Genomic DNA, 26,561 nt, shown 5'->3' with positions numbered 1-26,561 from the left:
TCCTTCGCTACCGTCAGGGTAGGCAAGGAGGCCTTCACTACCGGACCCGCGATCAGCCGCGGCAGATCCAGCAGATACCCAAGACGCTCTTGACTCTGCCCCCGAAACGCCACTCACGACCTGGGCCGAAAGCTCCTTTCACCGCATCAGAGACAGTGAAGGGAGCCATCACCCCGCCACCGGCCGCTCCCGCGAACACGCCACCTTGTCTTACTCTCGATGATCCTCGCGTCGTCTCTTCCCCACGTCCAGCCGGTACAGGACACCGCCCACGATCACCATGCCCGTGAGAAAGAGGCCCAGCGCGCCGCCCGCCGAGACCTTCCAGATCAACGGCGATCTCGACCGATAGGCGAATCCATCACCGGCGAAAACCGTGTCACCCGCCGAGATGTCCTCTCCCAGGATCCGGCCGCCGCCGGTACGGCCGTCGGCGAAGCGCCATTTCCCGGCGCAGTAAGGGGTCTGGCCGTTCACCGCGGATCCCTCCGACGTGCACCCCGAGATCTCGGTGACCGTGACGTCCTCGCCGGTACTCAACTCACCGATACTGGAACCGAGGAAGGCCCAAACGATTCCGAAGAGCACCAGAAGAGGGATCACGGTCGAAAGCACCGGGGAAAGAACTCCGGATTTCCGTGCTTCTTCCGACACTGGAGTCCTTTCGTCGGTCACTGGAGCTTCAGCAGGACTTCTCGGTCGAGCTTGCCGACGAGCAGGTACTCGGTCCGGTATCCGGGCGGGACCACGAAACAGACGAGCCCGGTGGTGCCGTCGAAAGCGCCGGGAGCGCCCGCACAGTCCTTGACCCGCGCCGGCTCACCGTGTTCGTCGGCTGACAACTCCAGTGCCGTGTCACCGAGGCGAGACGCCTCGATCCGCAAGGTGAGCACGTGGAATCCGCTCAACCACGCCTCGGCTCCATCGGGCGCTCCGGGCCTGCTGTCGAGCACACGCACGGCCGACTCCCCGGATACGGCGGTCTGCCCAGGGGCGAACACCGGCGGCGGTCCCCACAAGTCGCGACGATGTTCCCAGAAATTCGGGACGGGGTCGGCCGCCTCGCGATAGGCCGTGCCGCCGAATCCGACCGGCGTCAGCACGATGAAGGCGCCGAAAGCCAGTCCGGCCAGGAACGGCAGCGACTTCCCCGGTCTCGCAACTTTGACCAGCACGACGGCCGCGAGCACCAGGAGTGCCCAGCCGAGCGACATCGCCGTGATCTTCTCCCACGGATGGTGGGCTTCCACGACCCTGTCCGCCCCGCGCACGGACAACACCCTGTCCGTCACCGACGAAAACCGGGCGACCACCGGATCCGCGAGGCCGAACGCGTCTCGTGTCGGCACCTCGATCGCACGGCCGTCCTCGGTGATCGCCATGACCTCGTAGCCGGTATGCGGGCCGTCCTGTCCTTCGGTGGTCTTGGAGTTCCATTCGGAGATCACCGCGCGCACGTCGTAAGTGCCGGCTATCCCTTCGACGGTCCACCGTCCGACGAAGGCCGCGACGAATCCGAAGACGATCCCGATCAGGAACACGATGACCATCGCGTTCGTCCGCCGTTCCGCGTTCCGATCCAGTTCCTGGAAGACCACCAACACCCCCTGTCCGGCTTGCCGAGCCTAGTGCTCCGAGGCCACCGGACGGCACGGGATTTGTACCCACCCCCTTGCGGGCCGAAGTAAGAGTCGTCTAGACTCAAACTATGCTCACCAGGGAAGACGCCGTGACGATGATCGAGAACACGGTCGACGCGGCCACTCTGTTCGCCCACCATCGCTACCGCGAACTGGCGGCCGTACTCCACCCGGACCGCAACCCCGGCGACGAGCGCGTCCATCGCGCCGCCGCCACCCTCAACCGCCTTCACGACGACTGGAAACGCGCCCGGCGCCAGACGGTCACCACGGCGACGTCGTCCTACACCCTCGTCGCGCCGCACGCGGTGGGCAGTGTCGCCACGACCTACCGGACCACCGGCCCGCATCTGGTCAAACTCGTCCGCGAGCCGGCGCTCAATCTGCTGATCCACGCCGAATGGGAGGCGTTGCGCGCGCTCGACGGTTTCACCGAACGGCACCGCTGGCTCCGGCCCTACTACCCGCGGCTGCTCGATACCTCCGGTCCGGTGGCCAGGGGCGACCGCGCGTTCAGCGTCCTCGATCCGCTCGTCGACGGTTTCGTCACTCTCGCCGAGATCGGGAAGGCCTTCCCCGGCGGGCTCGACGGCCGCGACTACGCCTGGATGCACCGTCGCCTCCTGCGGGCGGTGGCGGGCGCGCATCGCGCGGGTCTGGTCCACGGCCATCTCACCGCGGACAACGTGCTCGTCCATCCCGGACAGCACGGCATCGTCCTGGTCGGTTGGTCCTTCGCCGTCGAAGCCGGGGCGCTCCCGCTCGCGGCGGACAAGTCCGTCCACTATCCACCGGAAGTCCACAAAGGACTACCGATGACCACGGCCACCGACGTCCACATGCTCCACCGCATGATGCTGGAACTGTTGGCACCGAACGAAACCCGCCAACGCGAGTTCGCGACGTGGTGCACACAGGACATCCCGGCACAACGACCCGAGGCCGCCGATCTGCTCGACGAGTACGACGAACTGCTCGACGACCTGTACGGCCCTCGCACCTTCCGACCGTTCACCATCCCCGAGACAGGAGCCTGACCATGGGACACGGACACTGGGACGACAACGCCTACGCCGCCGCGAAGACCTTCCGCGCGGCCAAGGGCGAGGACGATTTCGGCTACACCGCCGATCTCCGCTCCAAACCCGCGAAGGAATGGAAGGTCGCGCCCGCGCTCGACCCGCTGAACGCCGTGCGGGAATGCCGGGATTCGGCCGACCACACCGATTCGACGCCGATCGCGGTGCTGTTCGACGTCACCGGGTCGATGCGCCGGGTGCCGAGGATCATGCAGGGCAAGCTCGGCAAACTGCACGGCCTGCTGAAGCGCCGGGGGTATCTGACCGACCCGCAGGTGCTGTTCGGCGCGATCGGCGACGCCGACAGCGACCGGGTTCCCTTGCAGGTCGGGCAGTTCGAATCGGACAACCGGATGGACGAGCAGCTGCGCACGATGTTCCTCGAAGGCGGGGGCGGCGGGCAGAAGAGCGAGTCCTACGAACTGGCCGCCTACTTCATGGCCAGGCACGTGGTGACCGACGCGTGGCAGAACCGCGGCCGCAAGGGCTATCTGTTCATCATCGGCGACGAGCTGAACAAGCCCGCGCTGGAGGCCCGCCACATCCGCCGCGTGATCGGGGACGACGTGCGGGAAGACATCGACCCGGCCTCGGTGTACCGGGAGCTGGCCCGCAAGTGGAACGTCTACTTCGTGCTGCCGAACCAGTCTTCGTACTACAACGACCCGCAGATCGGCGAGCACTGGAGCGGTCTGCTCGGCCAGAACTTCCTGAAGCTGGACGACCCTGGCGCGGTGTGCGAGCTGATCGCGGCCACCATCGGGCTGGAAGAGCGGGTCGTCGACGTCGACCGGGCGCTCGCCGATCTCGCGGACGTCGGCTCGGTCGCCGAAAGCAAGGCGGTCGGCAAGGCGCTGGCGAAGCTGGGCACCAAATCGGTCGTCACCTCGGCGGTGCCCGCGGACGACGGGCCGAGCGACGTGGTGCTGCGATGAGTCTCCTGGACGGTCACGTGGTGGTGGTCGGGCTCGGCTTCGGCGACGAAGGCAAGGGCGCGGTGGTCGACGCGCTCTGCGCCGCCCGGCCCACCACCGCCGTGGTCCGCTTCAACGGGGGCGCGCAGGCCGCGCACAACGTCGTCGTGGACGGGCGGCACCACACCTTCAGCCAGTTCGGGGCGGGCACGTTCGCCGGCGTGCCCACCCATCTGTCGCGGTACGTGCTCGTCGAGCCGTTCGCCCTGGCCGCGGAAGCGCGGCGGCTCGAAGCGGCAGGCGTCCGGAATCCGCTCTCGCTGCTGAGCGTGGACGGCCGGGCGCTGCTCACGACGCCGTTCCACATCCACGCCAACCGGGCCAGGGAGGGGGCCCGCGGCGTGAACCGGCACGGTTCGTGCGGCAAGGGCATCGGCGAGACCGTCTGGTACTCGCTGCTGCCCGGGGCCGCGCCGGGTGACGTCGTGGAGAGCCAGGAGGTGATCGGGACGCCGGGGGAAGCGCCCACGGTCGCCGACTGCGCCCGGCCGTCGGTGCTGCGACGCAAGCTGGACGCACTCGCGCGGTTCTACGCGCCGCTCGCCACGCCGCCGCACAGCGTCGACGAACTGGTGGCGCTGTACCGCGATTTCGCGGGCGCGGTGCGCATCACCGACGGGGACGAAACGGGACGGCTGGCGGATTCCGGGCGGCTGGTCTTCGAGGGAGCGCAGGGGGCTCTCCTCGACCAGCACCACGGGTTCCACCCGCACACGACCTGGTCCACGACCACGCCGCACAATGCCCGCGCACTGCTCGGCGGGCGACCGCACGCCGTCGTGGGTGTCACGCGGACCTATCTCACCCGGCACGGGGCGGGGCCGCTGCCCACGGAATCCGCCTCCGTCCTCGCCCGCTTTCCCGAGGCGCACAACGAAACCGGCGAATTTCAGGGCGCGTGGCGGGCGGGCCATCTCGACGCGGCCCTGCTGGATTACGCGATCGCGGCCTGCGACGGCGTGGACGCGCTCGCGGTGACGCATCTCGACGCGACCGGGCTGAAGGTCGTACCCGGGGACGGCTCCCCCGCCGTCGACCTGCCGGATCCGCTGGCGTGGTTCGGCGCGCGGCTGCCGGTGGCCGTCACCGGGTATGGCCCGGACAGGGCCGGTTACCGGGTCGCGGAGGCAAGGTCGACAATCTACGCGTGATCGAGTCGACGCCGGTGTCCGTTGATGTGCTCGTGGTGCGGTTCGCCCCCGGCACCCGGAACGTCCTGCTGGGAATCGCGCCGCGGGCGGCCGAGCCGTTCGCGGGGGAACTGGCCCTGCCCGGGGTGCTGCTCGGGCTCGGGGAACGGCTGCGGGAGGCGGCGAGCCGGGCGGTGGTCGGCAAACTCGGCCTCCCGCCCGACGCGGTCTCGGCGACGGGACAGCTCGCCACCTTCGACGAGCCGAACCGTGACCCCCGTGGCCCCACGCTCTCCATCGCCTTGTGGGCCACCGTGAATCCCGCGCTGGACGTCCCGGGGAACGTCGTGTGGGCGCCGCTGGACGAGGTCCCGCCGCTGGCTTTCGACCACGACCGGATCGTCGCCGACTGCCGCCCGATGCTGGCCGAACGGCTGTGGCGCGACGTCGCCTTCACCGCCGGGCTGCTGGGACCGATCTTCACCACCGCGCAGGCGTTGGACGCCACCGAAGCGCTGACCGGGGACCGCCCCTATCCGGCTAACCTCGGCCGGACGATGGAGCGGGTCCCCGGACTGCGGCGCACCACCGAACACGCGGCCGCCCTCCCCAAGGGAGGACGGCCGCCGTCGTTGTGGCGCTGGGAGTGACGAGGTCAGATCCCGCAGGAGGACGCCGACCAGAACCGCGTCGACCGGTGTGCCACGTGGGTGTGATCGTTGTGGCCGGGGTAGCCCGGCCCGAGGATCTCGGCGAACCCGTGGTTACGGGCCTGCTTCGCCAGCCCGCAGAAGCCCTGCGAACCGGCGCCGAGGTCGACGGCGTCACCGTAGAGATGACGGCTGTTGGTCGCGCCGCCGACCGCGTTGTTGCAGGCGACGCTGCGGAAGCCGCCGTTGACGTCGATCGGCCGGTCGCCCATGGCGTGCCGCATCGCCTGCAGCTTCCACATCGAGACCAGCGCGTTGGCCTTCGCCGTCGCCGGTGACACGTTGCCGCCCGACCAGTCGGAGTTGCACCGGTTCAGTTCCGCGTAGGTGAAGTTGACCGGCGTGCAGTCGTCGTCCTGCAACGCGTAGAGCTTCGAGAACGTGGCCGAGCCGGCGATGCCGTCCGCGCCCAGCCCGTACGCCTGCTGGAAGCGGGTGACCGCGGCCTTGGTGCCCGCGCCGAACTGGCCGTCGATGGCGAGGACGCCACCGTAACCGGGGTACCCGGCGACCCGGATCTGCAGTTGCCGGACGTCCTCGCCCGACGCGCCCTGGGACAACGTGCGTCCCCAGGAGTAGCAGGCGTCGGCGACGGACACTTCGCCCGCCGTCACCGGGCCTGGATCTGCGGCGGCCGGGGCGGCCACCGCGGTACCGAGCCCGGCCACCAGGGCGAGCATCGGCAGGAGGAAACGAATGCGCATGACAGGAACACCTTTCAAAGCAGGGAAGGTGAGACCCGTGACCCCCACGGGTTGTCAACGATTCACTGCCGAGGATGCTAACGCGGTTCCCGTTGCCGCGCTGTGGGTCGTTCGACCCACACGTGCCCAGTCGGGCCTGTCGAAGTCCGTGAAGGCCTCCTTGAGGGACTCTGGTTCCCTCAAGGAGGCCTTCACGGACAGGCCGTCAGCCCTTCAGCTGTGGGAAGTCCTCTTCGCGGAACTCCCCCGCCGGCCGTCCGTCGGCCTCGTTCTCCCGTCCGCGCAGTTCGACCCGCCGGATCTTGCCGGAGATGGTCTTCGGCAGCTCGGTGAACTCCAGCCGCCGGATTCGCTTGTACGGAGCCAAATGTTCCCGGCAGAAGGCCAGGATGGACACCGCGGTGTCGGCCGTGGGCTCGTGCCCGTTCGTCAGGACGACGTAGGCCTTCGGCACGGCGAGCCGGATCGGGTCGGGCGCGGGGACCACCGCCGCTTCGGCGACCGCTTCGTGTTCCAGCAGGACACTTTCCAGTTCGAACGGCGAGATCCGGTAGTCCGACGCCTTGAAGACGTCGTCCGTGCGGCCCACATAGGTGATGTAGCCGCGTTCGTCGATCGAACCGACGTCCCCGGTGTGGTAGAAGCCGTTCGCGAAGGCGGCGGCGGAGCGCTCCTCGTCGTCCGCGTACCCGGCCATCAGCCCGACCGGCCGCTTGTCGAGGTCGAGGCAGATCTCGCCCTCCTGCGCACGCTCGCCGGTGACGGGGTCCACGAGCGCCACAGTGAAGCCGGGCAGCGGGCGGCCCATCGAGCCCGGCACGACCTCCTGCCCCGGGGTGTTGGCGATCTGGACACTGCTTTCCGTCTGCCCGAAACCGTCGCGAATCGTGACGCCCCAAGCCTTTTCGACCTGGTCGATCACTTCGGGGTTGAGCGGTTCGCCCGCGCCGACCACCTTGCTCGGCGGCGTCTTCAGCACGGTGAGATCCGCTTGGATGAGCATGCGCCACACCGTCGGCGGGGCGCAGAAACTGGTGATCCCGCAGCGTTCCATCTGCGCCATCAGGGAGACCGCGTCGAACCGCGCGTAGTTGTAGAGGAACACCGTCGCCTCGGCGTTCCACGGCGCGAAAACGTTGCTCCACGCGTGTTTCGCCCAGCCGGGCGAGGAGATGTTGAGGTGGACGTCACCCGGTTCCAGACCGATCCAGTACATTGTGGACAGATGGCCGATCGGGTACGAGACCTGCGTGTGCTGCACCAGTTTCGGCTTCGCGGTGGTCCCCGAGGTGAAGTACAGCAGCAGCGGGTCTTCCGCCGCCGTCGGGCCGTCGGGCGTGAAGGTGTCCGCTTCCTCGTAGGCGTCCACGAAGGACCGCCAGCCCTCGACCGGTTCGCCGACGGCGATGCGGGTGTAGCCGCCCTCGACGTTCTCGAACTTGTGCGCGTCGACGGACCGGATCACGACGTGTTTCGCCGCACCCCGCTCGACCCGGTCGGTGAGGTCCGCCGGGCCGAGCAGGGTCGAGGCCGGGATGATGACGGCGCCCAGTTTGATCGCGGCGAGGATCGTCTGCCACAGCTCACCCTGGTTGCCCAGCATCAGGATCAGCCGGTCGCCCCTGGCCACGCCGAGCGAGCGCAGCCAGTTCGCGACCTGATTGGACCGCCGCGCCATCTCCGGATAGGTCCAGCGATTCTCGATGCCGTCCTCTTCGACGATCCAGAGCGCGTACCGGTCCTGATTGGCCGGATCGGCCGCGACGACGTCGAACCAGTCCAGCGCCCAGTTGAACTCGGCGGGCTGGGGCCAGGTGAAGTCCCGATAGGCGGTTTCGTAGTCCTCGCGATGGGCCTGCAGATAGTCCCGTGCCTCGCGGAACGTGCGGTATGCCTCCGAAGCGCTCACGATCGTCCTCCTGGTCCTGGGTGGCCGCCGGTTCTTTCTACTCTCCCTTGAACTCGGGCGCGCGGCGCTCGAGGAAGGCCTGCACGGCCTCGCCGAGGTCCTTGCTGGGCAGGAACGCCGCGTTCCAGGCCGAGACGTAACGCAGGCCGTCCGCGACCTGGCGTTCGGTGTTGGCCGAGAGGACGTTCTTGGTGCCCTGCACGACCAGCGGCGGGTTCGCGGCGATCTCCCCCGCCAGCTTGCGCGCCTCGGCGAGAAGGGTCTCCTGATCCGCGTAGACGTCGTTGACCAGGCCGATCTTCTCCGCGCGGGCGGCGTCGACGTCCTTGCCGGTGAGGGCCAGTTCGCGCAGGTGCCCCTCGCCGATGATCGGCGCGAGCCGCTGGAGGCTGCCGAGGTCGGCCACGATCGCGACCTTGACCTCGCGCACGCTGAACTTCGCGTCGGTGCTCGCCAGGCGGATGTCCGCGGCCGCGACCACGTCGACACCGCCGCCGATGCACCAGCCGGAAATGGCCGCGATGACCGGTTTGCGGCATTCGGCGATCGAGGAGACGCTCGCCTGGAGGGTCTTGACCTCGTCGAGGAACTTCGTCCGCGGGCCCGCGAGCGCGTCGCCGCCGAGCATTTCGCCCCAGCTCGGCATCATCGCGGGCAGGTCGAGCCCGTAGGAGAAGTGCTTGCCGCTCCCGGTCAGCACGACCGCCCTGACCTGCGGGTCCGCGTCCAGCGCACGGAAGACGATCGGCAGCTCACGCCAAAAATCGGGGCCCATCGCGTTGCCCTTGGACGGACCGAGCAGCGTCACTTCGGCGACGTGCCCGTCGATCTCCACCTTGAGCGAAACGAGATCGGGAAGACTGTCAGCTGTAGCGGTCATGAGGTCATCTTGACTCATGTGATTGACAGGCTGCCAACGGCCACTGTGCCACGGTGGCCACGAGATGCTTTCCTGGTACCAGCGAGTACTACCGGTGAGTACCGACGATCGACGAAGGACGGTGGGATATGAGCCCGGTCAGCAGCGCCACCGCGGTCGCCGACCTGCCCGCGCCGACCCCCGGACGGCGACGGGAACGATCCTCCCGGCCGATCGAGCTGTCGGGATCCTTCACCCATGAGGGTCACCGGCTCGCGTACACCGAATTCGGTTCCGGCGACCGGGTGGTCGTGCTCACCCACGGCATCATGCTGACGAGGCGGATGCACGCGCCGCTCGCCCGCAGGCTGGCGCGGGCGGGCTTCCGGGCGGTGACGCTCGACCTGCTCGGTCACGGCGATTCGGACCGGCCGACCGACTCGTGGCTGTACTCGATGCCCGCGTTCGCGGAGCAGACCGTCGCACTGCTCGACCACTTGGAGATCGACACCGCCGTCATCGGCGGGACGTCGCTGGGCGCGAACGTCGCGCTCGAAGTGGGCGTCGCCGCGCCGGAGCGCGCATTGGGCCTGGTCGTCGAGATGCCCGTGCTGGACAACGCGATCGTCGCCGGGCTGATCACGTTCGCGCCACTACTGATGGCCGCCAGGTTCCTGCCGGTGACTGTGCAGGGAGTGGCGCTGGCGGCGAAACTCGTGCCGCACGGCAACCAGTGGGTCGACGTCGTCACCGACACGCTGTCCCAGGAGCCCGCGCCGATGGCCGCGCTCCTGCACGGCGTGCTGTTCGGCCGGATCGCGCCGCCCAAGTCGATCCGGCGGAAGATCGAGACCCCGGCACTGGTCATCGGGCACGAGCGCGACCCGATCCACCCGTTCGGCGACGCCGACACGCTGGCCGCGGACATGCCGGCGGCCGAGTTCGTCCAGGCGCGCAGCCCGGTCGAACTGCGCTTCGATCCGACCCGCCTGACCGAGGCCATCACCGACTTCTCGGCGCGCTGCCATGACCGTTGAACCGGCGCCGACCCGGGACACGGCCGCGGAAGAGCTGCGGACCGGGCGCCTGCTCCTACGCCGTCCCGGCCCTGAGGACCTCGACGCGATCTTCGCTCTCCACACCGATCCTGAGGCCTGCGCGCACAACCCGTCCGACATGGTCGGCACGCGCAAAGAGGCCGAGTTGCTGCTGCTCCGCTGGACGCACCAGTGGAACCGGTACGGCTTCGGGTACTGGACGATCCGGCGCCACGACTCGCCGGAGGTGCTGGGGTTCTGCGGGGTGAAGATCGTCGGCTTCCGGCGCCGTCCCGTGTTGAACCTCTTCTACCGGTTGTTCCCGTCCTCGTGGGGCGCCGGATACGCCGGCGAGGCCGCCACCGCGGCGGTCGGCTGGGCCCGCGTCCACCGGCCGGACGACCTCGTGATCGCCCGCGTCCGGCCGGAGAACGTCGCGTCGCAACGGGTGGCACTGCGGTCCGGGCTGGTCCGCGCGGAGTACCTCGACTCCCCCGGCGACGACGGGGCCGACTGGTTCTACGTCTCGGACCGTGGTTACGAGGGCTGAGCCAGCCCCGCCACCGGACCGAACACGATCACCGCGGGCGGCCGCACCCCGGCCGCGGCCGCGTCCTCGACCACCTTGTCCAAAGTGGAGCGGAGAACCCGCTGCGTGCGCATGGTGCCGTCCTCGACGATCGCCACCGGCGTGTCGCCCGGCCGCCCCGCCCGCAGCGCCTTGGCGAACAGCGGAAGCCGCTCGACGCCCATCATCAGCACGATCGTGCCGCGCATCTTCGCCAGCTGATCCCAGTCCACCAGCGACTTCTCGTCGTCCGGCGCGACGTGCCCGGACACCACGACGACCTCGTGGGCGACGCCGCGGTGGGTCACCGGGACGTCCGCCGCGGCGGGGACGGAGAACGCGCTCGTGATGCCGGGGACCATCGTCACCGGGATGCCCGCTTCCGCGCAGGCGAGGACTTCTTCGAAGCCACGGCCGAACAGGTACGGGTCGCCGCCCTTGAGCCGCACGACGAACTTCCCGGCCTTGGCCCGGTCGATCAGCGTCGAGTTGATCACGTCCTGGCTGGCGGCGCGCCCGTACGGGATCTTCGCGGCGTCGACGATCTCAACGTGGGGCGAGAGCTCGTCGAGCAGCTCGCGCGGGGCCAGCCGGTCGGCGACCACGACGTCGGCCCTGGCGAGGAGACGGCGGCCGCGGACGGTGATCAGCTCCGGGTCCCCCGGGCCACCGCCCACGAGGGCGACGCCGGGCAAGTCGTCACCGGCGTCCGGTACGCGGCCGTCAGCGACGGTGCCGGCGCGGAGGCCGTCGAGGACGCTGTCCCGGACGGTGGCCGACCGCAACGGCTCGCCGCCGGAGAGGACGCCGACCAGGAGCCCGCCGTGCCTGCCCGAGGCCGGGGTGACCGCGCTGCCGAGGTCTCCGTCGTCGGCGCGGACGCAGAACACCCGCGCGCGTTCGGCCTCGGCGCAGACGGCGGCGTTGACCTCGGGGTCGTTCGTGCACGCCAGCGCGTACCAGGCGTCGGTGAGGTCGCCCTCGGTGTAGCGGCGCTCGTGCCAGACGATCTCGCCGGCGTCGGCCATGGCGCTCACCGACGGCGTGGTGTGGGGCGAGACCAGTTCGACCCGCGCGCCGGCGCTGATCAACCGTGGCAAGCGGCGCTGGGCGACCGTCCCGCCACCGATCATCACGACACGACGGCCGGCCAGGTCGAGGCCGGAGAGGTAATGCGGGTCATCCATGCGGGGCAGTGTAAGGATTCAGCGGCCCGGACCGCGATCCGAGTGAGAACCGCCTCAGCCCTGGAGCAGCGCCAGCAGTTCGGTGTTGCCGAACATCCTGGCCGCGTCGATCGCCGACGGCTCCCCCGCCGTCGCGTCCGCGCCGCCCTTGAGAAGGGCCTTCACGACCTCGGGTTCGTTCTTGAAGACCGCGCCGGCGAGCGGGCTCTGACCACGGTCGTTCTCACGGTTCGGATCGGCGCCGCGGTCGATCAGCGCCGCGACGGTCTCCGCGTGCCCGTGGTAGGCGGCGAGCATGACCAGCGTGTCGCCCCGGTCGTTGGTCAGGTTCGCCGAAACGCCCGCGTCGACGTACGCGGCGAGCTCGGCCGTCGCGCCGGAGCGGGCGAAGCCGAACACCTTGGCCCACAACTCCAGCAGTTCGGGATCGAATTCCTCGGCCTGTCCGGGGTTCTCCGTCATGGGCCCGATCCTCCCACGCCGAGCCGCGGTCCGGGCGGCGCGTCGCACCACCCGGACCGGTGGCGTCAGCGCCCCGCGTTGGGGTAGGGCAGCAACGCCATCTCGCGGGCGTTCTTGATCGCCGTGGCGACCTGTTTCTGCTGCTGGGGCGTCAGCCCGGTGACCCGGCGGGCGCGGATCTTGCCGCGATCGGAGATGAACTTCCGCAGCAGATCGACGTCCTTCCAGTCGACCTCGGTGATCTTGTTGGCGTGCAACAGGTTCGTCTTGCGCTTGACGGGGCGGTCCCGGTTCGGCCTCACCAGCTCGACTTCGTGACGCCGGGCAGTTCGCCGTTGTGCGCCATCTGCCGCATCCGGACCCGCGAGAGCCCGAATTTCCGCAGGTAACCGCGAGGGCGGCCGTCTGCGGCGTCGCGGTTGCGGATCCGGGTCGCGCTCGCGTCGCGCGGCATCGCCTGCAGGGCCGACACGGCGGCCGCCTTCTCCTCCGGCGACGCGGAGGGCGAGGCGATGGTGGCCTTCAGCTCACGCCGTCGTTCGACGTAGCGGGCGGCGACGACCTTGCGCTGTTCGTTCATGGCGATCTTGGACTTCTTGGCCATCAGCGCTCCTCCTTGAACTCGACGTGCTTGCGCGCGACCGGGTCGTATTTGCGCAGCACCATGCGGTCCGGGTCGTTCCGCCGGTTCTTCTTGGTGACGTAGGTGTAGCCGGTGCCCGCGGTCGAGCGGAGCTTGATGATCGGCCGGATGTCGGTGCTCTTGGCCATCAGAGCTTCACCCCTTTCGCGCGGAGTTCGGCCACAACGGCCTCGATCCCCCGCTTGTCGATGGTCTTCATGCCCTTCACCGAGACCCGCAGCCGGACCCAGCGCCCTTCGCTCGGCACGAAGTACCGCTTGGCTTGCAGGTTCGGCTCCCAGCGCCGGGACGTGCGCCGATGCGAATGCGACACCTGCTTCCCGTAGCCCGGTTTGCGGCCGGTGACCTGGCACACGGCGGACATACACCCTCCCGAGTTGATATCGGTTGTCGTTTTCATTTACTCTACACAGCCGAACCAGAACGCCCCCGACGCCCCGGAGCTTCAGTGACCGACAACCCCCGCGTGCCCCTCGTCCTGATCGGTGGCCTCGCACCGGGACCGAACGCCGACCTCGCCGAACGGCTGCGCCTCGCCGAACCCGGCACCGCCGTCGTGCATCACGACCTGAGGCAGATCCACTCCGGAGTGGTCCGACGGCGGATCCGGCTCGGCGACCGCGACCAGCTGACCGTCCTCGAACTCGCGCACGGCTGCGTCTCGTGCACGCTGCGCGAGGATCTGCTGCCGCTGCTGCGCGAGCTCTCCCAAATGCCGCAGGTGCGGCGCATCGTGGTCCGGCTCGACGAGGCGATGGAGCCCGAGCCGGTCAGCTGGGCGCTGCACCACGTCCTCGTCGGCGAGCGGCCGGTGATCGAGGACGTCGATCTGCGCGCCGTGCTGACGGTCGTCGACTGCGCGGGCTGGCTGGCCGACAGCACCGGCGACGACACCCTCGCCGAACGGAACCTGCGGGCGAGCCCCGAAGACGAGCGCACAGTCGCCCAGGTCGCGCTCACCCAAGTCGAGTTCGCCGACCTGATCGTCCTCGCCGGCGCGGCGACCGACGCGTGGTCCGCGGCGAAGGCCTCGGCCGTACTCGACCGCGTCGCACCGTCGATCCCCCGCGTGGAACTGTCCTCTGTGGACGGGAAGACCGTGCTCGACGCCGTCCCCGCCGACGCCCGGCGCGGCGAGGTCACCGACATGCACGGACCGCTGCTGCGCGGCCAGCCGCCGTTGCACACCGATTGCGGGATCGGGCTGCTGACCTTCACCTCGCAGCGTCCGTTCCACCCCGAACGCCTCCACGACGCGATCGACGTCCTGCTCGACGGCGTCGTCCGCACCCGGGGACGGCTCTGGGTGGCGAGCCAGCCGGACATGGCGCTGTGGATCGAGTCCGCGGGCGGCGGTCTCGCCGTCGGGCACGCCGGGCCGTGGCTCGCCGCCCCCGACGGTCCGGACTGGGCCGACGTCTCCCCCGAACGCCGCACTCTCGCCTCCCTGCGCTGGGACCCGCTGTTCGGCGACCGCGCGCAGGAACTCGTCGTCGTCACCGATCAGGCCACCCCCGAGGAGATCGAAGCCGCCCTGAACGGGGCCCTGCTGACCGAAGAGGAACTCGCCGCCGGAGAGCAGGAATGGCTCAGCTACCCCGATCCGTTCGGCGAGTGGCACGAAGAACCGTGTGAGGACACGGAAACCGACCCCGAGAAGCACGACGCGAACGCGTCGAACCGAAAGGACGAAACGCAGTGAAACCGGGAATCCACCCCGACTACCACCCTGTGGTGTTCAAAGACCTCTCCACCGGGGACGCCTTCCTGACGCGCTCCACCGCCACCTCGGACCAGACCATCGAGTGGAGCGACGGCAACACCTATCCGGTGGTGAACGTCGAGATCAGCTCGTGGTCGCACCCGTTCTGGACCGGCAACCAGCGGATCATGGACAGCGCCGGCCAGGTCGAGAAGTTCCACCGCCGCTACGGACGCCGCGGAGGGTCGAAGTAATGGCCGTCCCGAAGCGGAAGATGTCGCGCAGCAACACCCGGTCCCGGCGTTCGCAGTGGAAGGCGGCCGTGCCGGATCTGGTGCCGATCAAGGTGAACGGTGAGACGAAGCTCGTGCCACGCAAGCTGATGAAACACTTTCACGAAGGTGGGGAATGACGACGCCGGTCACGGTGCTGTCCGGATTCCTCGGGGCGGGCAAGACGACCGTGCTCAATCACGTCCTCGCCAACCGCGACGGGCTGCGGGTGGCGGTGATCGTGAACGACATGAGCGAGGTCAACATCGACGCCGCGCTGGTGCGGGACGGGAACAGCCTGTCCCGCACCGAGGAACGGCTCGTCGAGATGACCAACGGCTGCATCTGCTGCACGCTGCGCGACGACCTGCTGGAAGAGGTCTCGCGGCTGTGCGAGGACGGCCGGTTCGACTACCTGCTCATCGAATCGAGCGGGATCTCCGAGCCGATGCCCGTGGCGGCGACGTTCTCCTTCTTGGATTCCGCGCGGCTCGACACGATGGTGACCGTGGTCGACGCGGTGAACTTCGAGCGGGAACTCGCGGCCGGGGACGCGCTGACCGAACGCGGGCTGGACCAGTACGACGGGGACGAGCGGACGGTCAGCGACCTGCTGATGGACCAGATCGAGTTCGCGGACGTCCTCCTGCTGAACAAGGCGGACCTGGTCCCGGCCGGCTCTCTCGACCGGCTGACGGCGATGCTGCGGCGGCTCAACCCGGTCGCGGAGGTCGTCGTCTCGACGCACGGCCGGGTCCCGCTCGACAGGCTGCTCGGCACCGGGCGTTACGACGTCGAGCGGGCGCAGGAAGCACCCGGCTGGGTGGCGGAGCTCAACGGCGATCATGTTCCGGAGACGGAGGAGTACGGGATCTCCAGCGTGGTCTTCCGCGCCGGGCTCGCGTTCGATCCGGAACGGCTGTGGGACTTCGTCGCGCGGCTCGACACCGGGGAGTTCGGGACGGTCTTGCGGTCGAAGGGGTTCTTCTCGCTGGCGTCGCGGCCCGGGGTGACCGGGCTGTGGTCGCAGGCGGGTTCGGTCGCCCGGTTCGAACCGCAGGGCGTCGAGGAGGCGCCGCGGCAGGAACTGGTGTTCATCGGGGTGGGGCTGGAGAAGGACGCGCTGCTGGACTCGCTCCGGTCTTGCCTGGCCGCCGGCTCGGCCGGTGCGGATCCGTTTCCGGAGTGGGAAGCCGTGCACGTCCACTGAGGTCGTGGTTCGGGTGTCGCGACCATGCCACGAGTGTCCACAGGGGACACGTGCGGCGACCGGGTGCGCAGGGTGCCGGGTTGCGAAAGCCATCTTTCGTAACGTCAGCGGCAGCGGTGGTCGGCCAGGTAGCGGGGCTCTGGTAGGCCTCATGGCCTGGGCGTACGTCGCGAAAGCCACTTTCGCGACGTGTGACGTCTCGAAAGTGGCTTTCGCGACAGGCGGGTCAGGGTCGTCGTGAGTCAGTGGTCGTCGTAATGGTCGCCGTGCGCGGCGTGCCGGTGGCCGTCGTGCACGTAGTCGACGTGGTCGCCGTGGTCGCCGTGCGGCACCGCGACATGGCCGCAGCCCTCACCGTGAGCGTGCGTATGGCCGGCGTGTTCGGTGTGCGCGGCGGTCGTCACTGGATCCTTCCTGATCGAAAACGCCTGATCAGGCGGACCGTAGCACCGGACTACCGGTCCAGCAGCGTGCTCACCCGACCGAGTGTCCGCACCTGGTCGGCCCAGAGCGGGCCCGCCAGTCCGACGACGACGTGGGCCGCTCCCGCCTCACGGTAAGCCGACAGCCGTTCGGCGACGGCCTCGGCGGAACCGTTGAGCGGCAGGGAGATCGCCTGGTCGAGGGGCATCCCGTAGGCGTCGCCGATCCCTTTCGCCAGGTCCTCCACCGGCGGCAGGTCGGCGTCCCCGCCCACCGCGCCGGTGGCGCCGACCGCGATCACCGGATCCGCGACACCGAGATCGATCAGCCGTCGCCGTCCGGCGGCGACGGCTTCCGGCGACAGGAGGGAGGGGAACCACCCGGTGCCGTATTCGGCGACCCGCCGGAGCACGAGCCTGCCCCGGTTGCCGACCCAGATCGGCGGGACCGCCGCCGGCGGGGCCAGTTCGACGACGGCGTCGCCGATCCGCACCTCCTTGCCTGCCAGCAGCTCCGGCAGCAGGCGAAGCGCCTGGTCGGTGCGCGGGCCGCGTTCGGCGAACGGCATCCCGGCCGCCGCGAACTGGGCCTCTCCCCCGCCCGAGCCGATGCCGAGGATGAGCCGTTCGCCCGACACCTGCTGCAACGAGGCGATCTGCTTGGCCGCCCACGCCAACGGGCGCATCGCCGGGACGAACACACTCAGCCCGATCCGGATCCGGGTGGTGACCGCGGCGGCGACCGCCAGCCCGACCGTGCTGTCCAGCGAAGGACGTCCGGTCATCAGGTGATCGCCGAGGAACACACTGTCGAGACCCGCGTCCTCTGCCTGCCGGGCGGACACACGGAGATCGTCGGCCGGGAGGATCACACCCAGTTTCATGAGCCCATCGTGCGACCTCCACTTGACTGGAGGTCAAGTGCTCTTCACGGTCAAGCGATGTGGCGGCGATGCCCGGCCCAAAACGGCTCCCGGAGCGCCCGCTTGTCGACCTTGCCGATCGCCGTCAGCGGCAGCGCCTCGGCGAAGTCCACATCGGACGGTACGAAATGTTCCCGCCCGAAGAACTCCCGGGCATGCGAACGGACTTCTTCGACCGACAGCGCCCCTGAGGCGACCGGCACCACCACGGCGTGGACCCGCTCGCCCTCGCCGCCGTCGCCCGGCACGCCGAACACGGCCGCGGAACGGATCAGCGGATGCCGCGCGAGCGCGTTTTCGACCACGGTCGAGTACACCTTGGTGCCGTGCTCGCCGGTGATGATGACGTCGTTCGCCCGGTCCAGCAGGTAGAGATATCCCTCGTCGTCGAAGCGCCCGAGATCACCGGTCCGCAGCCAGCCGTTCCCGATCGGCGCCGCCCCGTGGTAGCCGACCATCATGGACAGTCCGCGCACCAGGACCTCCCCGTCGTCGATCCTGGCCTCCATGCCCGGCACGATCCGGCCCACGGACTCGAGCCGCTCCGGCCGTCCGGCGAGCTCCGCCGCGGAGATGCTCGCGATCATCGGCGCCTCGGTGAGCCCGTATCCCTGCCCGACGACGGGCCCAAACACCTCGAGCGCCTGAGCCAGCCGTCTCGGCGGAAGCGGGGCGGCACCCAGCGAAAGCTGCCGCACACTGCTGACGTCGCTCGACGCCATGGCCGGATGGTCGAGCATCTCCGCCAGGCGCGCGGGAGTGAGGGACAACGCGGTGATCCGGTGTTGCGCGATCGCGTCCAGCACCTTGCCCGCGTCGAAACCCCGCAGCAGCACGACACTCTCCCGCCGTAGGATCGCTCCCAGCACGGTGGCGTTGCCGGTCATATGTGTCATCGGCGCGATCAGCAGCGTGCGTCCCAGCCCCGCCGGATCCGGCGCGAAGATATGGGCCATCCCGTCGTAGATCCCGCTGTGCCGGATGAGTTTCGGCGCCCCGGTGGTACCGCCGGTGGGAAAGATGACGGTGACCGACCCTGGCAGCTCTCCCGGGTCGGTACCGTCGCGGTCCACCAGGTCGTCGAGCGTGGTCACCCGCGCGTCGACGGCGGGCCAGTCCGCCGGCCGCTCGGTCACCAGGGTCGTGACCCCGGCCGCCTCGACCGCGGCGAGCCGGTCCGGCGTACTCGCCGACGCGGCGACGAGCAACACCGTCGAACCCCGCAGCTGCGCGGCGATCTGAAGGAGGACGGTTTCCGGCCGGTTGCCGGCGTCGATGGCGACCACCCCGCGCTCCGGCAGCGCCGCGTACATCCGGCGTACCAGTTCGAGCGCCTGCCCGTAGCCGGTCTCCCGGCCGTCCTGGACGAACAGCACCTCGTCGCCCCCCGAACGCAGCGCGTCCAGCACCCGGGCCAGGAACAGACTCTCCACCGGCCGGACCCTAGCCCAGGGTCAAGATCCCGAGCAGCAGCCACCGGCCGGAGCGGCACCCTCGTAAGCGTCGTGCCAGTTCCACCATTCGTACGGCGGCGTCTGCGGATACCCCTCCGGTGAGTCCTCCCACTCCTCCTGCCGTCCCAGGGCGGTGATGTCGAGGTAACTCCAGGTGCCGCCCATCGCCTCGTCGCCGCGATCGTTGACGAAGTACGTGCGGAACACCTGATCACCTTCGCGGATGAAGGCGTTGGTGCCGTGCCACTCGTCGACACCGAAGTCGGCGTCGAAGTCGCTGGTGATCGTGTACCACGGCATCGTCCAGCCCATCCGCGTCTTCAGCCGCACGATGTCCGGTTGCGTGCCTCGCGAGGCGAAGGCGAGCGTGGTGTCGCGGGCGTTCAGATGCGCGACGTGCGCGACCTGGTCGGCCACCAGCGAGCAGCCTTTGCAGGCGTGGTCAGGGAAACCGTCCACGCCGGGGTCGAAGAAGGCCCGGTAGACGATCAGCTGACGGCGTCCTTCGAACAGGTCTAACAGGTTGACCGTCCCGGACGGGCCGTCGAACTCGTACGATTTTTCGACCGCGAGCCACGGCATCCGCCGCCGCTCGGCCGCGAGCGCGTCGCGGGCGCGGGTCAGTTCCTTTTCCTTCACCAGCAACCGAAGGCGCGCTTCCTCCCATTCGGCCGCGGACACCGTGTTCATCACGCCGGCTCCGCGGGGTCGAAGACCTGCTGCGGCGTCTGATCCGCGGTGAAACTCGTCGTGAAGCTCATGATGTTCCCTCCAGATGGTCTTTCAAGGCCGCGAGCGGCCCGTCCCAATCGCGGGCGAGCGCGGCGAGGAACTGCTGGGCGACCTGCATCGGGGCCGACCGCAGCCGGTAACGGACGCGGCGCCGTTCCCCTTGTTCCGGGGTCACCAGGCCGGCGTCGGTGAGCAGCGCGAGATGTTTGGCGATGGCCTGCCGCGTGATCGGCAGCCGTTCGGCCAGGTCGGTCGCCGTGGCGGGGCCGCCCGAGGCGAGCGTGGCGAGGATGCTCCGCCTGCTCGGGTCGGCCAATGCGACGAAGACCTGTTCGGCGATCGCTTCGGTGTCAGGCGGCATCGAGGTATTCGATCAGTTCGCCCAGCTCCGCCGCCCACCCCTTCGTGTTCCCATCGAAAGCGACACCGTGGACGTCGTCCGGCAGCTGGGAGAAACCGGTTTCGACGACGGTGAGACGCGTGCCGTCGCCGTTCGGGGCGAGGGTGAACTCGACATAGGTGCGGCGAGGATCGTCGTCGGGAAGGCCGTAGATGTTCCAGGTGAAGCCGAAGATCTCCGGCTCCTCGACGCGCTCGACGCGCATGTTCGCCTTGTGCCCCTCGTCCCATTTCATCTCGGCCTGACCGCCGGGCCGCAGGTCGATGCTCGCCTGGTTCCCGAACCAGGTGCCCAGGCCCTCGGCCGTGGTCAGCGCGGCCCAGACCTTCGCGGGCGGATGGGCGATTTCGACGGTGCGTTCGATCCGGTCGGGGAATCCCACGACGGCCTCCTCAAGTAGCAATCAATCGGTTGCTATAACTTTGTATAGCAACCGAGCGATTGCGTCAAGGTGCGGCTCAGGAAGCCGTGTACAGCGCGCCGAGGAACTCGAGCAGCAGCCGCTCCCGCAGCGGGCCGGGTGCCGTGGCCAACAGGGCGTTGATCTCCGCCATCCGGGTGGGCAGCCCCGCGTCGCCACCGAGACCGGCCGCGGCCAGCAGTCCGGCGAACTGCTCCGGCGTCAAGGTCGCCGGGTCCAGCGCCGCGACGAACTCGGCCACCTGCGGGTCGACGACGATCGGCCCCGCTTCACGGGCGGCCACGACCGAAGCTGCGAGATCGGCCAGGAACTCCTTTTCACTCCCCCGGTTCGCGGCCGTCACGGTCAGGTGCAGGTTCGCGGGTGACGACTCGTGGGCGAACTGCGGCTGGACGTACCAGCCTCGCTCGCGCATCTCGTCCGCGACGGTGAACAGGTCGAATCCGGCGCCGTCCGCCACGGTGAACGCGAGCAGCGTCGAGACCGGATCGCCGAGAACGCGCAAGCCGTCCAGCGCCTCGATTCCCGTGCGGATCTCCACGGCCGCCTCACGCGCCGACGACGCCAGCTTCCGGTAGCCCTCTTCGCCGACATGCCGCACGACGGCCCACGCCGCGGCGAGCGGACCACCCGAACGCGTGCTCTGCAGGGTGGTGTTCAGCATCGTGTAGCCGGGCCAGTCGGCACTGGCGAAGTACTGCGAACGGCGCAGCCCGGCGTCGGCGTGCAAGAGAACCGACACGCCTTTCGGGCAGTACGCGTACTTGTGCAGATCGACCGAGACGCTGGTGACGCCGGGGACGTCGAAGCCGAACGGGCCGAGCCCCAAGTACGGCAGCACCCAGCCGCCGATACAGGCGTCGACATGGAACCGGACGCCGTCCAGCAGCGCGGCGATCTCCGGGATCGGGTCGAGGACACCATGGGCGTACGACGGCGCGCTCGCGACGACGAGCACCGTGCTGTCGTCGGCCGCCGCGGCCATCGCCTCGGGAACGGCGCGGAAGCTCACCGGATCGACCGGCACCGAAACCACGCGCACCCCGAAGAAATGCGCCGCCTTGTGGAACGCGGCGTGCGCGGTCGTCGGCAGCACGATGCTCGGCGAGGACACGTCCGGACGCGCGTCGCGGGCGGCCAGGACCGCGAGCATGCACGACTCCGTGCCGCCCGACGTCACCGAACCGACCGTCTCCGCCGTACCGCCGAGCAACCGGGCGGCGGTGCCGACGAGGTCGTTCTCCATCCGCAGCAGGCTCGGGAACGCCGTCGGGTCGAGCCCGTTGGCCGACGAGGCCAGCGCGTGCGCGGCGGCGCCGAGTTCGTCCACTTCGGACAGACCGCTGTCGTAGACGTACGCGAGCGTCCGGCCGCCGTGGGTCGGCAGGTCCCCCGCGCGCAGCTCCCGCAGCTCCTTCAGGATGTCCTCGGCGGTCACGACCGGCGCTCCAGCACCGACTTGCGCAGCAGCGGGATGCCGAGCACGATCAGCACGGCCGGGAGGATCGACGCGCCGAGCAGGATCGCCGTGAGCGCGCTGTCCGGCTGGGCGGCCTTGGCGTCGAGGCTGGACTGGTATCCGCCGAGCTGCAGCACGAGCCCCCACAAACCCGGTCCGAGCGCGAGCCCCAGCGTTTCCGACGCCGTCCAGACGCCGGCCGCGACCCCGGCCCTGGTCTTGCCGGTCCGCTCCTCCTCGTCGCTGATCAGGTCCGGCAGGATCGCCAGCGGGAAGACCGAAATCCCCGCGTAGCCGACCCCGCAGAAGGCGACGAACACCATCGTGACGGCGAACGGGAACACCTCGGCGCCGAGGAGCCCGAGCAGGCCGACGCCGAACGCGGCGGTGGCGATGCGGAACCCGGCCAGTTTCCCGACGCTCGCACCGAGTCTCGGCCACAGCGGCATGGTGAGCAGGGCCGGGCCCACGAAGCCGACGAACAGGACCGTCGAGTAGCCGGAGCTGCCGAGGATCCGCTCGGCGAAGAACGGGATCGCGGCCAGTACCGTGCCAATGCCGAGCGCCTGGATGAAATAGACCCCGAGCAGCCAGCGGAACGGCCGCCACTGCGCGAGTGTCCGGAGCAGTTCACGCGGGCTCACCGTGTTCGGCCGCAGCGCGCCGACGGGAGCGTCCTTGAGCCCGAAGTACACGCCGAGCGTCGCGAGCAGGATGACCACGGCGATGAACAGGCCCATCACCCGGTAACCGGCGATGCCGCCGATGAGGTCGGTGATCGCGGGCGCGCCGCCACCGGAGACCAGGATGGCGACCGCGAGGAAGCCGATCCGGACACTGGTCAGCTTCGTGCGCTCTTCGGCCGAGTCCGTCAGCTCGGCGGGCAACGCGTTGAACGGCACTTGAAAGAAGGCGTACGCGGTGGCACACAACAGGAAGACGACAACGACGTAGATCGCGTCGGGCACCGGGCCGCCGAAGCCCGGGTGCGCGAACAGGGCGGCGAAGAGAATCGCGACACCGATGCCCCCGTAGAGCAGGAACCGGCGGCGGCTGCCGGTGCGGACCATGTCCGCGTCCGACAGCCTTCCCGCGATCGGGTTGAAAAGCACGTCCCACGCTTTGGGAACGAACACGATCAGGCCGGCCACGCCCGCCGCGACGCCCATCGTGTCGGTGAGGTACTTCAGGAGGAGCAGGCCGGGAACCGTGCCGAAGGCGCCGGTGACGAACGAGCCGAGCGAGTAGCGGTACCTCGTCCGTGCTGGCAGCGATGCCATGATCCTCCTCGAGGCGATTCTCCCGATGAAGGCCTCAGTATTGGATCTTGGCCACCACCGGGTAGTGGTCGGAGGGAATCGTGCCACCGTCGTAATGCACGAGCTGTACCGGGCCGACAGCGGCGAGTGGACGGCCACCCGCGCGGACGGCTCCCACATAGTCGAGCGAGTCGCGGTAGGTCGCCGGAACGGACTTCGCCGCATTGGGGTTCGTCGCCGCGTCGAAGGTGTACGCGCCTTCGCCCGTCGTGCGGAGAACGCCGTCGAGGAAGGCTTCACCTTGCTGAACCTGGGTCCGGCCGAGGGAGTCCTTGCGCGCTTGTCCCGCCCAGTACTCGATGTTCAGGTCGCCCGCGACGACGACCGACTCTCGGGCGGGGGCGTATTTCGTGATCAGCTCCCGGATCTCGCCGAGCTGCGCCATCCGGATGTCGTGCGCCTTCGGCAGCGTCTCCGGCCCCTCGTCGGCCTGCATATGCGTACCCGCGATCCAGACCGGCTTCCCGTTGACGACCAGGCGGGCGAGCGCGGCGCCCTTGTTGGACAGGTAGTCCGCGGTGCCCGAGTAGGAATTGCGGAAGACCAGCTGGTGCTGTTCGGTCACCGGCGCCTTGCTCAGCACGGTGACCCCGCCGTTGACCACGATCGGGGAATTCGAGCAGTTGCCGTTCACCGTGGTCCAGCCCGGTGACGTGGAGCAGTACTGGCCGACGAGCGGCGTCTGATGCGGCCAGACGTCCTTCAGCCGGTTCCGCATTTCCTCCGCCTGGGCGCTGAAAGCCTCGTCCAGGACGACGACGTCGGCGTCGTTCGCGCGGATGACGGCCTCGGCCGCGCGCGCCCGCGCCTGCTTGTCCGAGGTGTTCGGGCTGGCGATCCAAGGCAACTGCCAAATATTGAACGCCATGACCTTCACCGAGACCGCGGCCTGGGCGGGCACGGCGGTTCCGGCGAACATCGCGGCGGCGATGGCGAGTACGGCGAGCTTCCGCACGAAGATTCCTTCCGGGGTCAGGAGACGACGAACGTCCGCGAGGTTCCGCTGAACGCGGAGATCGCCCCGTTCCAGCCGTTCTTCCAGTTGCCGAAGTGGACCACGCGATACTTGCCGATCGGGGCGTTCGCGGGGATCTTCCAGTGGACGACGGCTTTCGATTCGGCGACGAACGTCCGCGCCCAGTGGTACTTCGTGTCCCAGTCACCGTCGTCGGCGTGGCGGATCCACTTGCCGTCGACCAGCCGCTGGATCTCCAGGAAGGTGCCGCCGCGCCGCAGATCGTTCTTCGGATGCCCCGTGACGAACTCGACCGCGACCTGCTCGCCGCGCGCGTAGGTGCTCTTCGCGTCGGCCAGGACGTCGCCGAAGTTCTTGAACGCGGGCGCGCTGTCGAAGACGACGCCGGGCTGGAAGTTGATCAGCTTGCCGCGCAGATCCCGCGGTGTCGGCCCGTGCGGGACCGACGTCCCCGCCTTCATCGCGGCCGCGAGTTTGGCGAATTCCTGCTGGTACGCCGGAAGCGTGTAGCGACCGTAGAGAGTCGACGCGCCTTCGTACTGCTGCGAGTCGTATTCCTCCGGCGTGGTGACGTACTGGCTGTAGGCGTTGGAGTAGCCCTGGACGAGCACGTTCTCCAGCGGGACACCGAGTTCGGCGGCGACGGTCCGGCGCAACCGCAGCCCGGAGACGATGGTCAGCTCGGCCGGTACGGCCACGAGATGCAGCTGCCCGATCCGGACGAGCTGCAGCGGCAGGACCTCCGGCGTCCACGGATACGGCTTCATCGCGCCGAACGGCACCGCGATCACCTTCGGCGCGTGCGCGTCGGCCAGAGCCTGCGGGATCGGCGCGTCGATGCCGCCGAGCCAGTCGATGAACGGGTTCTTCACGCCTTCCGGGAGCGGCAGGCCGGGGCCGTCCTCGCGGCTGCCCGCCAGCATCGAGACCCCGATCGCGGCCGTGCAGGTACGCTGCGGCCGCCCGTTCGGCGTGTACTTCGCGTCGATGGCCACATCGGACATGTCCACGTAGCACATCCGGTGGTCGACGCCGCCCGTCACGGCTTCGGCGGCCGCGTCGAAGGCGCTCTTCGCCGCGCGGAACTGGAGATCCCCGATGGTGCGGGTGTTCTCGAATTCGGTTTCGGGGGTGCCCGGTTCGAGGTTCAGGTTCGGGCTCATGTCGCCGGTGTTGGTCTGCGGGAACGCGGCGACGAACCGCGGGTTCCCGTCGAGGTAGCGCACGCCGGCGTGGTCGTGTTCCCACTCGTAGGCGGCGTAACCCTTGTTGTCGCCGCTGATCAGGTGATTGCCGTTGCTCATCGACGTCCCGTGCGTGGCGAACCAGCTGATCGCGCCGACGTCGACGCCGTTCTGGCTGAACCGCAGCACCGTGACGGCCGGGTCGATCGCCTGCGGGAAGTGGTCCTTGTCGGCCTGCGGGTTCAGGTCGAAGGCCTTGCGGGAGCGGTTGACGCTCGCCTTGGTCAGCTCGGCGCGGCCGAGCCGGATCGACCCGGGCGCGAGGTTCGCGTGCGCGCGGCCGATGGCCTCGAAAATCCCGTCGACGACGGCGTCGTAGACCTCCTGCTGGAAACCCAGGATCGCCAGATCGTAAGCGGCGTAATGGGAATCGCCGCCGCACGCGGAGTGGGTGTGCGTGGCGTTGAGCAGCACGTTCTGCTCGGTGTACAGGTCGCCGTACGCGGCCTGGAGCTTGCGCATGACGCCCTGGTGGACGGACTGGAACAGGGCGCCGAGGTCGGCGGTGACGAAGACGATCCGCTTGGCACCGTCGTCGACCACGAACGCCCGCGCCCGGGTGCGGAGGTGGATGCCGGCGGTCTGCTGCTGCGGCATCGAATAGCCCATCATGCCGTTCTCGGCGGCCGGGCCGGTGACGTCGGAGATGCCGACGCCGACGCGGAAATTCTTTGCCGGCGCCGCTTGCGCCTGCTGGGCGCCGAGCATGGTCGCCGCGACGGGCAACGCCGCCGCGCCCGCGAGAACCCGCCTCCGGCTCACCGTCATGAATCGCACCTCCCGGCCACGAACATGAACCGACTTCATGTTCGTGGCCGGGACGCTACGTGATGGGCCTCACTGCCGCAACCCACGAAAGGCCGGGAGGCTGAAGGGGGGGTCTTTCCCCGCATGAGACGCAGCGAAGGGCGCTTTCACCGCGTCACATGCGAGGAAGACGTCCTTCAGTCGAACGAAGACGGTCCCGAGCATCCACAAAGGACACTTCTTCAGCCTAAAGTGACCGATTTGGGAACTTTGCGCATCTTCGCGCGGAGGTCGTGAGTGGCAAGTGGGGTTCTAACGACACTTGCCACTCACCACCCCCCCGCAAAACCGGCATACCAGCAACAAACACGCAATCGG

31 protein-coding genes are annotated in these 26,561 nt (G+C 69.2%); 10 read left to right on the top strand and 21 right to left on the bottom strand.

Annotated features, from left to right (window positions below; genetic code table 11):
* Positions 1 to 210: 210 nt before the first annotated feature.
* Together ACIRGA_RS19990 and ACIRGA_RS19985 are read right to left on the bottom strand one after the other, a co-directional pair.
* Entirely contained in the window at positions 211 to 540 is a 330-nt protein-coding gene (locus tag ACIRGA_RS19990; protein ID WP_400942967.1) for a hypothetical protein, read from the bottom strand.
* 131 nt (positions 541 to 671) lie between these two features.
* Positions 672 to 1,598 (bottom strand): hypothetical protein, encoded by a 927-nt coding sequence (locus ACIRGA_RS19985; RefSeq protein ID WP_400942965.1) that lies wholly within the window; start codon positions 1,596 to 1,598, stop codon positions 672 to 674.
* Positions 1,599 to 1,708: 110 nt separating this feature from the next.
* Here ACIRGA_RS19985 and ACIRGA_RS19980 point away from each other — a divergent pair, with 110 nt between their 5' ends.
* The 4 genes from ACIRGA_RS19980 to ACIRGA_RS19965 are packed head-to-tail and all read left to right on the top strand — an operon-like array spanning position 1,709 to position 5,473.
* Positions 1,709 to 2,677 carry an adenylate cyclase gene (locus tag ACIRGA_RS19980; protein ID WP_400942963.1) on the top strand — a complete coding sequence of 323 codons (969 nt, stop codon included), beginning with the start codon at positions 1,709 to 1,711 and terminating at the stop codon, positions 2,675 to 2,677.
* A gap of 2 nt (positions 2,678 to 2,679) precedes the next feature.
* On the top strand, positions 2,680 to 3,654 hold the full coding sequence (locus ACIRGA_RS19975) for a hypothetical protein (RefSeq protein WP_400942961.1): 975 nt from the start codon (positions 2,680 to 2,682) through the stop codon (positions 3,652 to 3,654).
* Positions 3,651 to 4,844, top strand: a complete 1,194-nt coding sequence (locus ACIRGA_RS19970) for an adenylosuccinate synthetase (protein ID WP_400942960.1) — start codon at positions 3,651 to 3,653, stop codon at positions 4,842 to 4,844. The genes ACIRGA_RS19975 and ACIRGA_RS19970 overlap by 4 nt, the downstream gene beginning before the upstream one ends.
* Positions 4,841 to 5,473, top strand: a complete 633-nt coding sequence (locus ACIRGA_RS19965) for an NUDIX domain-containing protein (RefSeq protein ID WP_400942958.1) — start codon at positions 4,841 to 4,843, stop codon at positions 5,471 to 5,473. The genes ACIRGA_RS19970 and ACIRGA_RS19965 overlap by 4 nt, the downstream gene beginning before the upstream one ends.
* A 5-nt stretch (positions 5,474 to 5,478) precedes the next feature.
* Here the strand turns inward: ACIRGA_RS19965 and ACIRGA_RS19960 are convergent, their stop codons facing one another.
* From ACIRGA_RS19960 to ACIRGA_RS19950, 3 genes are all read right to left on the bottom strand, one after another.
* Entirely contained in the window at positions 5,479 to 6,237 is a 759-nt protein-coding gene (locus ACIRGA_RS19960) for a D-Ala-D-Ala carboxypeptidase family metallohydrolase (RefSeq protein WP_400942957.1), read from the bottom strand.
* Between the two features lie 205 nt (positions 6,238 to 6,442).
* Positions 6,443 to 8,146: an AMP-binding protein gene (locus ACIRGA_RS19955; RefSeq protein ID WP_400942955.1), complete on the bottom strand. Its 1,704-nt coding sequence runs from the start codon at positions 8,144 to 8,146 to the stop codon at positions 6,443 to 6,445.
* 37 nt (positions 8,147 to 8,183) lie between these two features.
* Entirely contained in the window at positions 8,184 to 9,026 is an 843-nt protein-coding gene (locus ACIRGA_RS19950; protein WP_400942953.1) for a crotonase/enoyl-CoA hydratase family protein, read from the bottom strand.
* A gap of 128 nt (positions 9,027 to 9,154) precedes the next feature.
* Here ACIRGA_RS19950 and ACIRGA_RS19945 point away from each other — a divergent pair, with 128 nt between their 5' ends.
* Both ACIRGA_RS19945 and ACIRGA_RS19940 read left to right on the top strand, forming a co-directional pair.
* A complete protein-coding gene (locus ACIRGA_RS19945) occupies positions 9,155 to 10,042 on the top strand; it encodes an alpha/beta fold hydrolase (RefSeq protein WP_400942952.1) in 888 nt (295 codons plus the stop codon).
* A complete protein-coding gene (locus tag ACIRGA_RS19940; RefSeq protein WP_400942951.1) occupies positions 10,032 to 10,592 on the top strand; it encodes a GNAT family N-acetyltransferase in 561 nt (186 codons plus the stop codon). The genes ACIRGA_RS19945 and ACIRGA_RS19940 overlap by 11 nt, the downstream gene beginning before the upstream one ends.
* On the opposite strand, the gene cobA is transcribed toward ACIRGA_RS19940, so the two are convergent.
* The 6 genes from cobA to rpmB all read right to left on the bottom strand — a co-directional run bounded on the left by cobA (position 10,580) and on the right by rpmB (position 13,266).
* On the bottom strand, positions 10,580 to 11,797 hold the full coding sequence (cobA, locus tag ACIRGA_RS19935; protein ID WP_400942949.1) for a uroporphyrinogen-III C-methyltransferase: 1,218 nt from the start codon (positions 11,795 to 11,797) through the stop codon (positions 10,580 to 10,582). The two genes, ACIRGA_RS19940 and cobA, sit on opposite strands and share 13 nt — an antisense overlap.
* Positions 11,798 to 11,851: 54 nt before the next feature.
* Positions 11,852 to 12,259: an ankyrin repeat domain-containing protein gene (locus ACIRGA_RS19930; protein WP_400942948.1), complete on the bottom strand. Its 408-nt coding sequence runs from the start codon at positions 12,257 to 12,259 to the stop codon at positions 11,852 to 11,854.
* A gap of 65 nt (positions 12,260 to 12,324) precedes the next feature.
* Entirely contained in the window at positions 12,325 to 12,564 is a 240-nt protein-coding gene (gene rpsR, locus ACIRGA_RS19925) for a 30S ribosomal protein S18 (protein ID WP_400943072.1), read from the bottom strand.
* Positions 12,558 to 12,863, bottom strand: coding sequence for a 30S ribosomal protein S14 (rpsN, locus tag ACIRGA_RS19920; protein WP_400942947.1), 306 nt, complete (start codon positions 12,861 to 12,863; stop codon positions 12,558 to 12,560). Before rpsN ends, rpsR begins: the two co-directional genes overlap by 7 nt.
* Entirely contained in the window at positions 12,863 to 13,030 is a 168-nt protein-coding gene (gene rpmG, locus ACIRGA_RS19915; RefSeq protein ID WP_005149953.1) for a 50S ribosomal protein L33, read from the bottom strand. The genes rpsN and rpmG overlap by 1 nt, the downstream gene beginning before the upstream one ends.
* On the bottom strand, positions 13,030 to 13,266 hold the full coding sequence (gene rpmB, locus ACIRGA_RS19910; protein WP_005149951.1) for a 50S ribosomal protein L28: 237 nt from the start codon (positions 13,264 to 13,266) through the stop codon (positions 13,030 to 13,032). Before rpmB ends, rpmG begins: the two co-directional genes overlap by 1 nt.
* 84 nt (positions 13,267 to 13,350) lie before the next feature.
* On the opposite strand from rpmB, the gene mrf reads away from it, so the two are divergent.
* Genes mrf through ACIRGA_RS19890 form a run of 4 tightly spaced genes read left to right on the top strand, consistent with a single transcriptional unit; the run spans position 13,351 to position 16,086 of the window.
* Positions 13,351 to 14,604: a ribosome hibernation factor-recruiting GTPase MRF gene (gene mrf / locus ACIRGA_RS19905; RefSeq protein WP_400942946.1), complete on the top strand. Its 1,254-nt coding sequence runs from the start codon at positions 13,351 to 13,353 to the stop codon at positions 14,602 to 14,604.
* Complete coding sequence (locus ACIRGA_RS19900; RefSeq protein ID WP_007032638.1) at positions 14,601 to 14,858, top strand: type B 50S ribosomal protein L31; 258 nt, start codon at positions 14,601 to 14,603, stop codon at positions 14,856 to 14,858. Before mrf ends, ACIRGA_RS19900 begins: the two co-directional genes overlap by 4 nt.
* Positions 14,858 to 15,016: a 50S ribosomal protein L32 gene (rpmF, locus tag ACIRGA_RS19895; RefSeq protein WP_181774007.1), complete on the top strand. Its 159-nt coding sequence runs from the start codon at positions 14,858 to 14,860 to the stop codon at positions 15,014 to 15,016. Before ACIRGA_RS19900 ends, rpmF begins: the two co-directional genes overlap by 1 nt.
* A complete protein-coding gene (locus ACIRGA_RS19890; protein ID WP_400942943.1) occupies positions 15,013 to 16,086 on the top strand; it encodes a GTP-binding protein in 1,074 nt (357 codons plus the stop codon). Before rpmF ends, ACIRGA_RS19890 begins: the two co-directional genes overlap by 4 nt.
* Before the next feature lie 242 nt (positions 16,087 to 16,328).
* Here ACIRGA_RS19890 and ACIRGA_RS19885 read toward each other — a convergent pair whose 3' ends face one another.
* From ACIRGA_RS19885 to ACIRGA_RS19840, 10 genes are all read right to left on the bottom strand, one after another.
* Entirely contained in the window at positions 16,329 to 16,490 is a 162-nt protein-coding gene (locus ACIRGA_RS19885; protein WP_400942941.1) for a hypothetical protein, read from the bottom strand.
* Positions 16,491 to 16,540: 50 nt separating this feature from the next.
* On the bottom strand, positions 16,541 to 17,392 hold the full coding sequence (locus ACIRGA_RS19880) for an LLM class flavin-dependent oxidoreductase (protein WP_400942939.1): 852 nt from the start codon (positions 17,390 to 17,392) through the stop codon (positions 16,541 to 16,543).
* A 50-nt stretch (positions 17,393 to 17,442) separates the two neighbouring features.
* Complete coding sequence (locus ACIRGA_RS19875; protein ID WP_400942938.1) at positions 17,443 to 18,864, bottom strand: class I adenylate-forming enzyme family protein; 1,422 nt, start codon at positions 18,862 to 18,864, stop codon at positions 17,443 to 17,445.
* 21 nt (positions 18,865 to 18,885) lie between these two features.
* Entirely contained in the window at positions 18,886 to 19,575 is a 690-nt protein-coding gene (locus ACIRGA_RS19870; protein ID WP_400942937.1) for a DUF899 domain-containing protein, read from the bottom strand.
* A gap of 67 nt (positions 19,576 to 19,642) precedes the next feature.
* Complete coding sequence (locus ACIRGA_RS19865; protein WP_400942935.1) at positions 19,643 to 19,978, bottom strand: ArsR/SmtB family transcription factor; 336 nt, start codon at positions 19,976 to 19,978, stop codon at positions 19,643 to 19,645.
* On the bottom strand, positions 19,968 to 20,399 hold the full coding sequence (locus ACIRGA_RS19860) for an SRPBCC domain-containing protein (protein WP_400942934.1): 432 nt from the start codon (positions 20,397 to 20,399) through the stop codon (positions 19,968 to 19,970). Before ACIRGA_RS19860 ends, ACIRGA_RS19865 begins: the two co-directional genes overlap by 11 nt.
* 76 nt (positions 20,400 to 20,475) lie before the next feature.
* Positions 20,476 to 21,876 (bottom strand): pyridoxal phosphate-dependent decarboxylase family protein, encoded by a 1,401-nt coding sequence (locus ACIRGA_RS19855; protein ID WP_400942933.1) that lies wholly within the window; start codon positions 21,874 to 21,876, stop codon positions 20,476 to 20,478.
* Positions 21,873 to 23,177: an MFS transporter gene (locus ACIRGA_RS19850; protein ID WP_400942931.1), complete on the bottom strand. Its 1,305-nt coding sequence runs from the start codon at positions 23,175 to 23,177 to the stop codon at positions 21,873 to 21,875. The genes ACIRGA_RS19855 and ACIRGA_RS19850 overlap by 4 nt, the downstream gene beginning before the upstream one ends.
* A gap of 34 nt (positions 23,178 to 23,211) precedes the next feature.
* Positions 23,212 to 24,171, bottom strand: a complete 960-nt coding sequence (locus tag ACIRGA_RS19845) for a sphingomyelin phosphodiesterase (RefSeq protein ID WP_400942930.1) — start codon at positions 24,169 to 24,171, stop codon at positions 23,212 to 23,214.
* A gap of 17 nt (positions 24,172 to 24,188) precedes the next feature.
* The gene (locus tag ACIRGA_RS19840) at positions 24,189 to 26,204 is read right to left on the bottom strand and encodes a neutral/alkaline ceramidase (RefSeq protein ID WP_400942928.1); all 2,016 of its coding nucleotides are present in this window, start codon (positions 26,202 to 26,204) and stop codon (positions 24,189 to 24,191) included.
* Positions 26,205 to 26,561: the final 357 nt, after the last annotated feature.

The organism is Amycolatopsis sp. NPDC102389, from assembly GCF_044765885.1.
Lineage (GTDB): Bacteria > Actinomycetota > Actinomycetes > Mycobacteriales > Pseudonocardiaceae > Amycolatopsis.
Note: the sequence above shows the minus strand (reverse complement) of the source record. Positions and strands in the feature narration are given on the sequence as shown.

Coding starts and splice junctions, on each gene's coding strand:
- ACIRGA_RS19865 (WP_400942935.1), bottom strand. CDS start 19,978: ATGCCGCCTGACACCGAAGCGATCGCCGAACAGGTCTTCGTCGCATTG.
- ACIRGA_RS19850 (WP_400942931.1), bottom strand. CDS start 23,177: ATGGCATCGCTGCCAGCACGGACGAGGTACCGCTACTCGCTCGGCTCG.
- rpsN (WP_400942947.1), bottom strand. CDS start 12,863: ATGGCCAAGAAGTCCAAGATCGCCATGAACGAACAGCGCAAGGTCGTC.
- rpmG (WP_005149953.1), bottom strand. CDS start 13,030: ATGGCCAAGAGCACCGACATCCGGCCGATCATCAAGCTCCGCTCGACC.
- ACIRGA_RS19975 (WP_400942961.1), top strand. CDS start 2,680: ATGGGACACGGACACTGGGACGACAACGCCTACGCCGCCGCGAAGACC.
- ACIRGA_RS19930 (WP_400942948.1), bottom strand. CDS start 12,259: ATGACGGAGAACCCCGGACAGGCCGAGGAATTCGATCCCGAACTGCTG.
- ACIRGA_RS19840 (WP_400942928.1), bottom strand. CDS start 26,204: ATGACGGTGAGCCGGAGGCGGGTTCTCGCGGGCGCGGCGGCGTTGCCC.
- ACIRGA_RS19980 (WP_400942963.1), top strand. CDS start 1,709: ATGCTCACCAGGGAAGACGCCGTGACGATGATCGAGAACACGGTCGAC.
- ACIRGA_RS19950 (WP_400942953.1), bottom strand. CDS start 9,026: ATGACCGCTACAGCTGACAGTCTTCCCGATCTCGTTTCGCTCAAGGTG.
- ACIRGA_RS19880 (WP_400942939.1), bottom strand. CDS start 17,392: ATGAAACTGGGTGTGATCCTCCCGGCCGACGATCTCCGTGTGTCCGCC.
- ACIRGA_RS19970 (WP_400942960.1), top strand. CDS start 3,651: ATGAGTCTCCTGGACGGTCACGTGGTGGTGGTCGGGCTCGGCTTCGGC.
- ACIRGA_RS19890 (WP_400942943.1), top strand. CDS start 15,013: ATGACGACGCCGGTCACGGTGCTGTCCGGATTCCTCGGGGCGGGCAAG.
- ACIRGA_RS19945 (WP_400942952.1), top strand. CDS start 9,155: ATGAGCCCGGTCAGCAGCGCCACCGCGGTCGCCGACCTGCCCGCGCCG.
- ACIRGA_RS19940 (WP_400942951.1), top strand. CDS start 10,032: ATGACCGTTGAACCGGCGCCGACCCGGGACACGGCCGCGGAAGAGCTG.
- rpmB (WP_005149951.1), bottom strand. CDS start 13,266: ATGTCCGCCGTGTGCCAGGTCACCGGCCGCAAACCGGGCTACGGGAAG.
- ACIRGA_RS19960 (WP_400942957.1), bottom strand. CDS start 6,237: ATGCGCATTCGTTTCCTCCTGCCGATGCTCGCCCTGGTGGCCGGGCTC.
- ACIRGA_RS19870 (WP_400942937.1), bottom strand. CDS start 19,575: ATGAACACGGTGTCCGCGGCCGAATGGGAGGAAGCGCGCCTTCGGTTG.
- cobA (WP_400942949.1), bottom strand. CDS start 11,797: ATGGATGACCCGCATTACCTCTCCGGCCTCGACCTGGCCGGCCGTCGT.
- rpmF (WP_181774007.1), top strand. CDS start 14,858: ATGGCCGTCCCGAAGCGGAAGATGTCGCGCAGCAACACCCGGTCCCGG.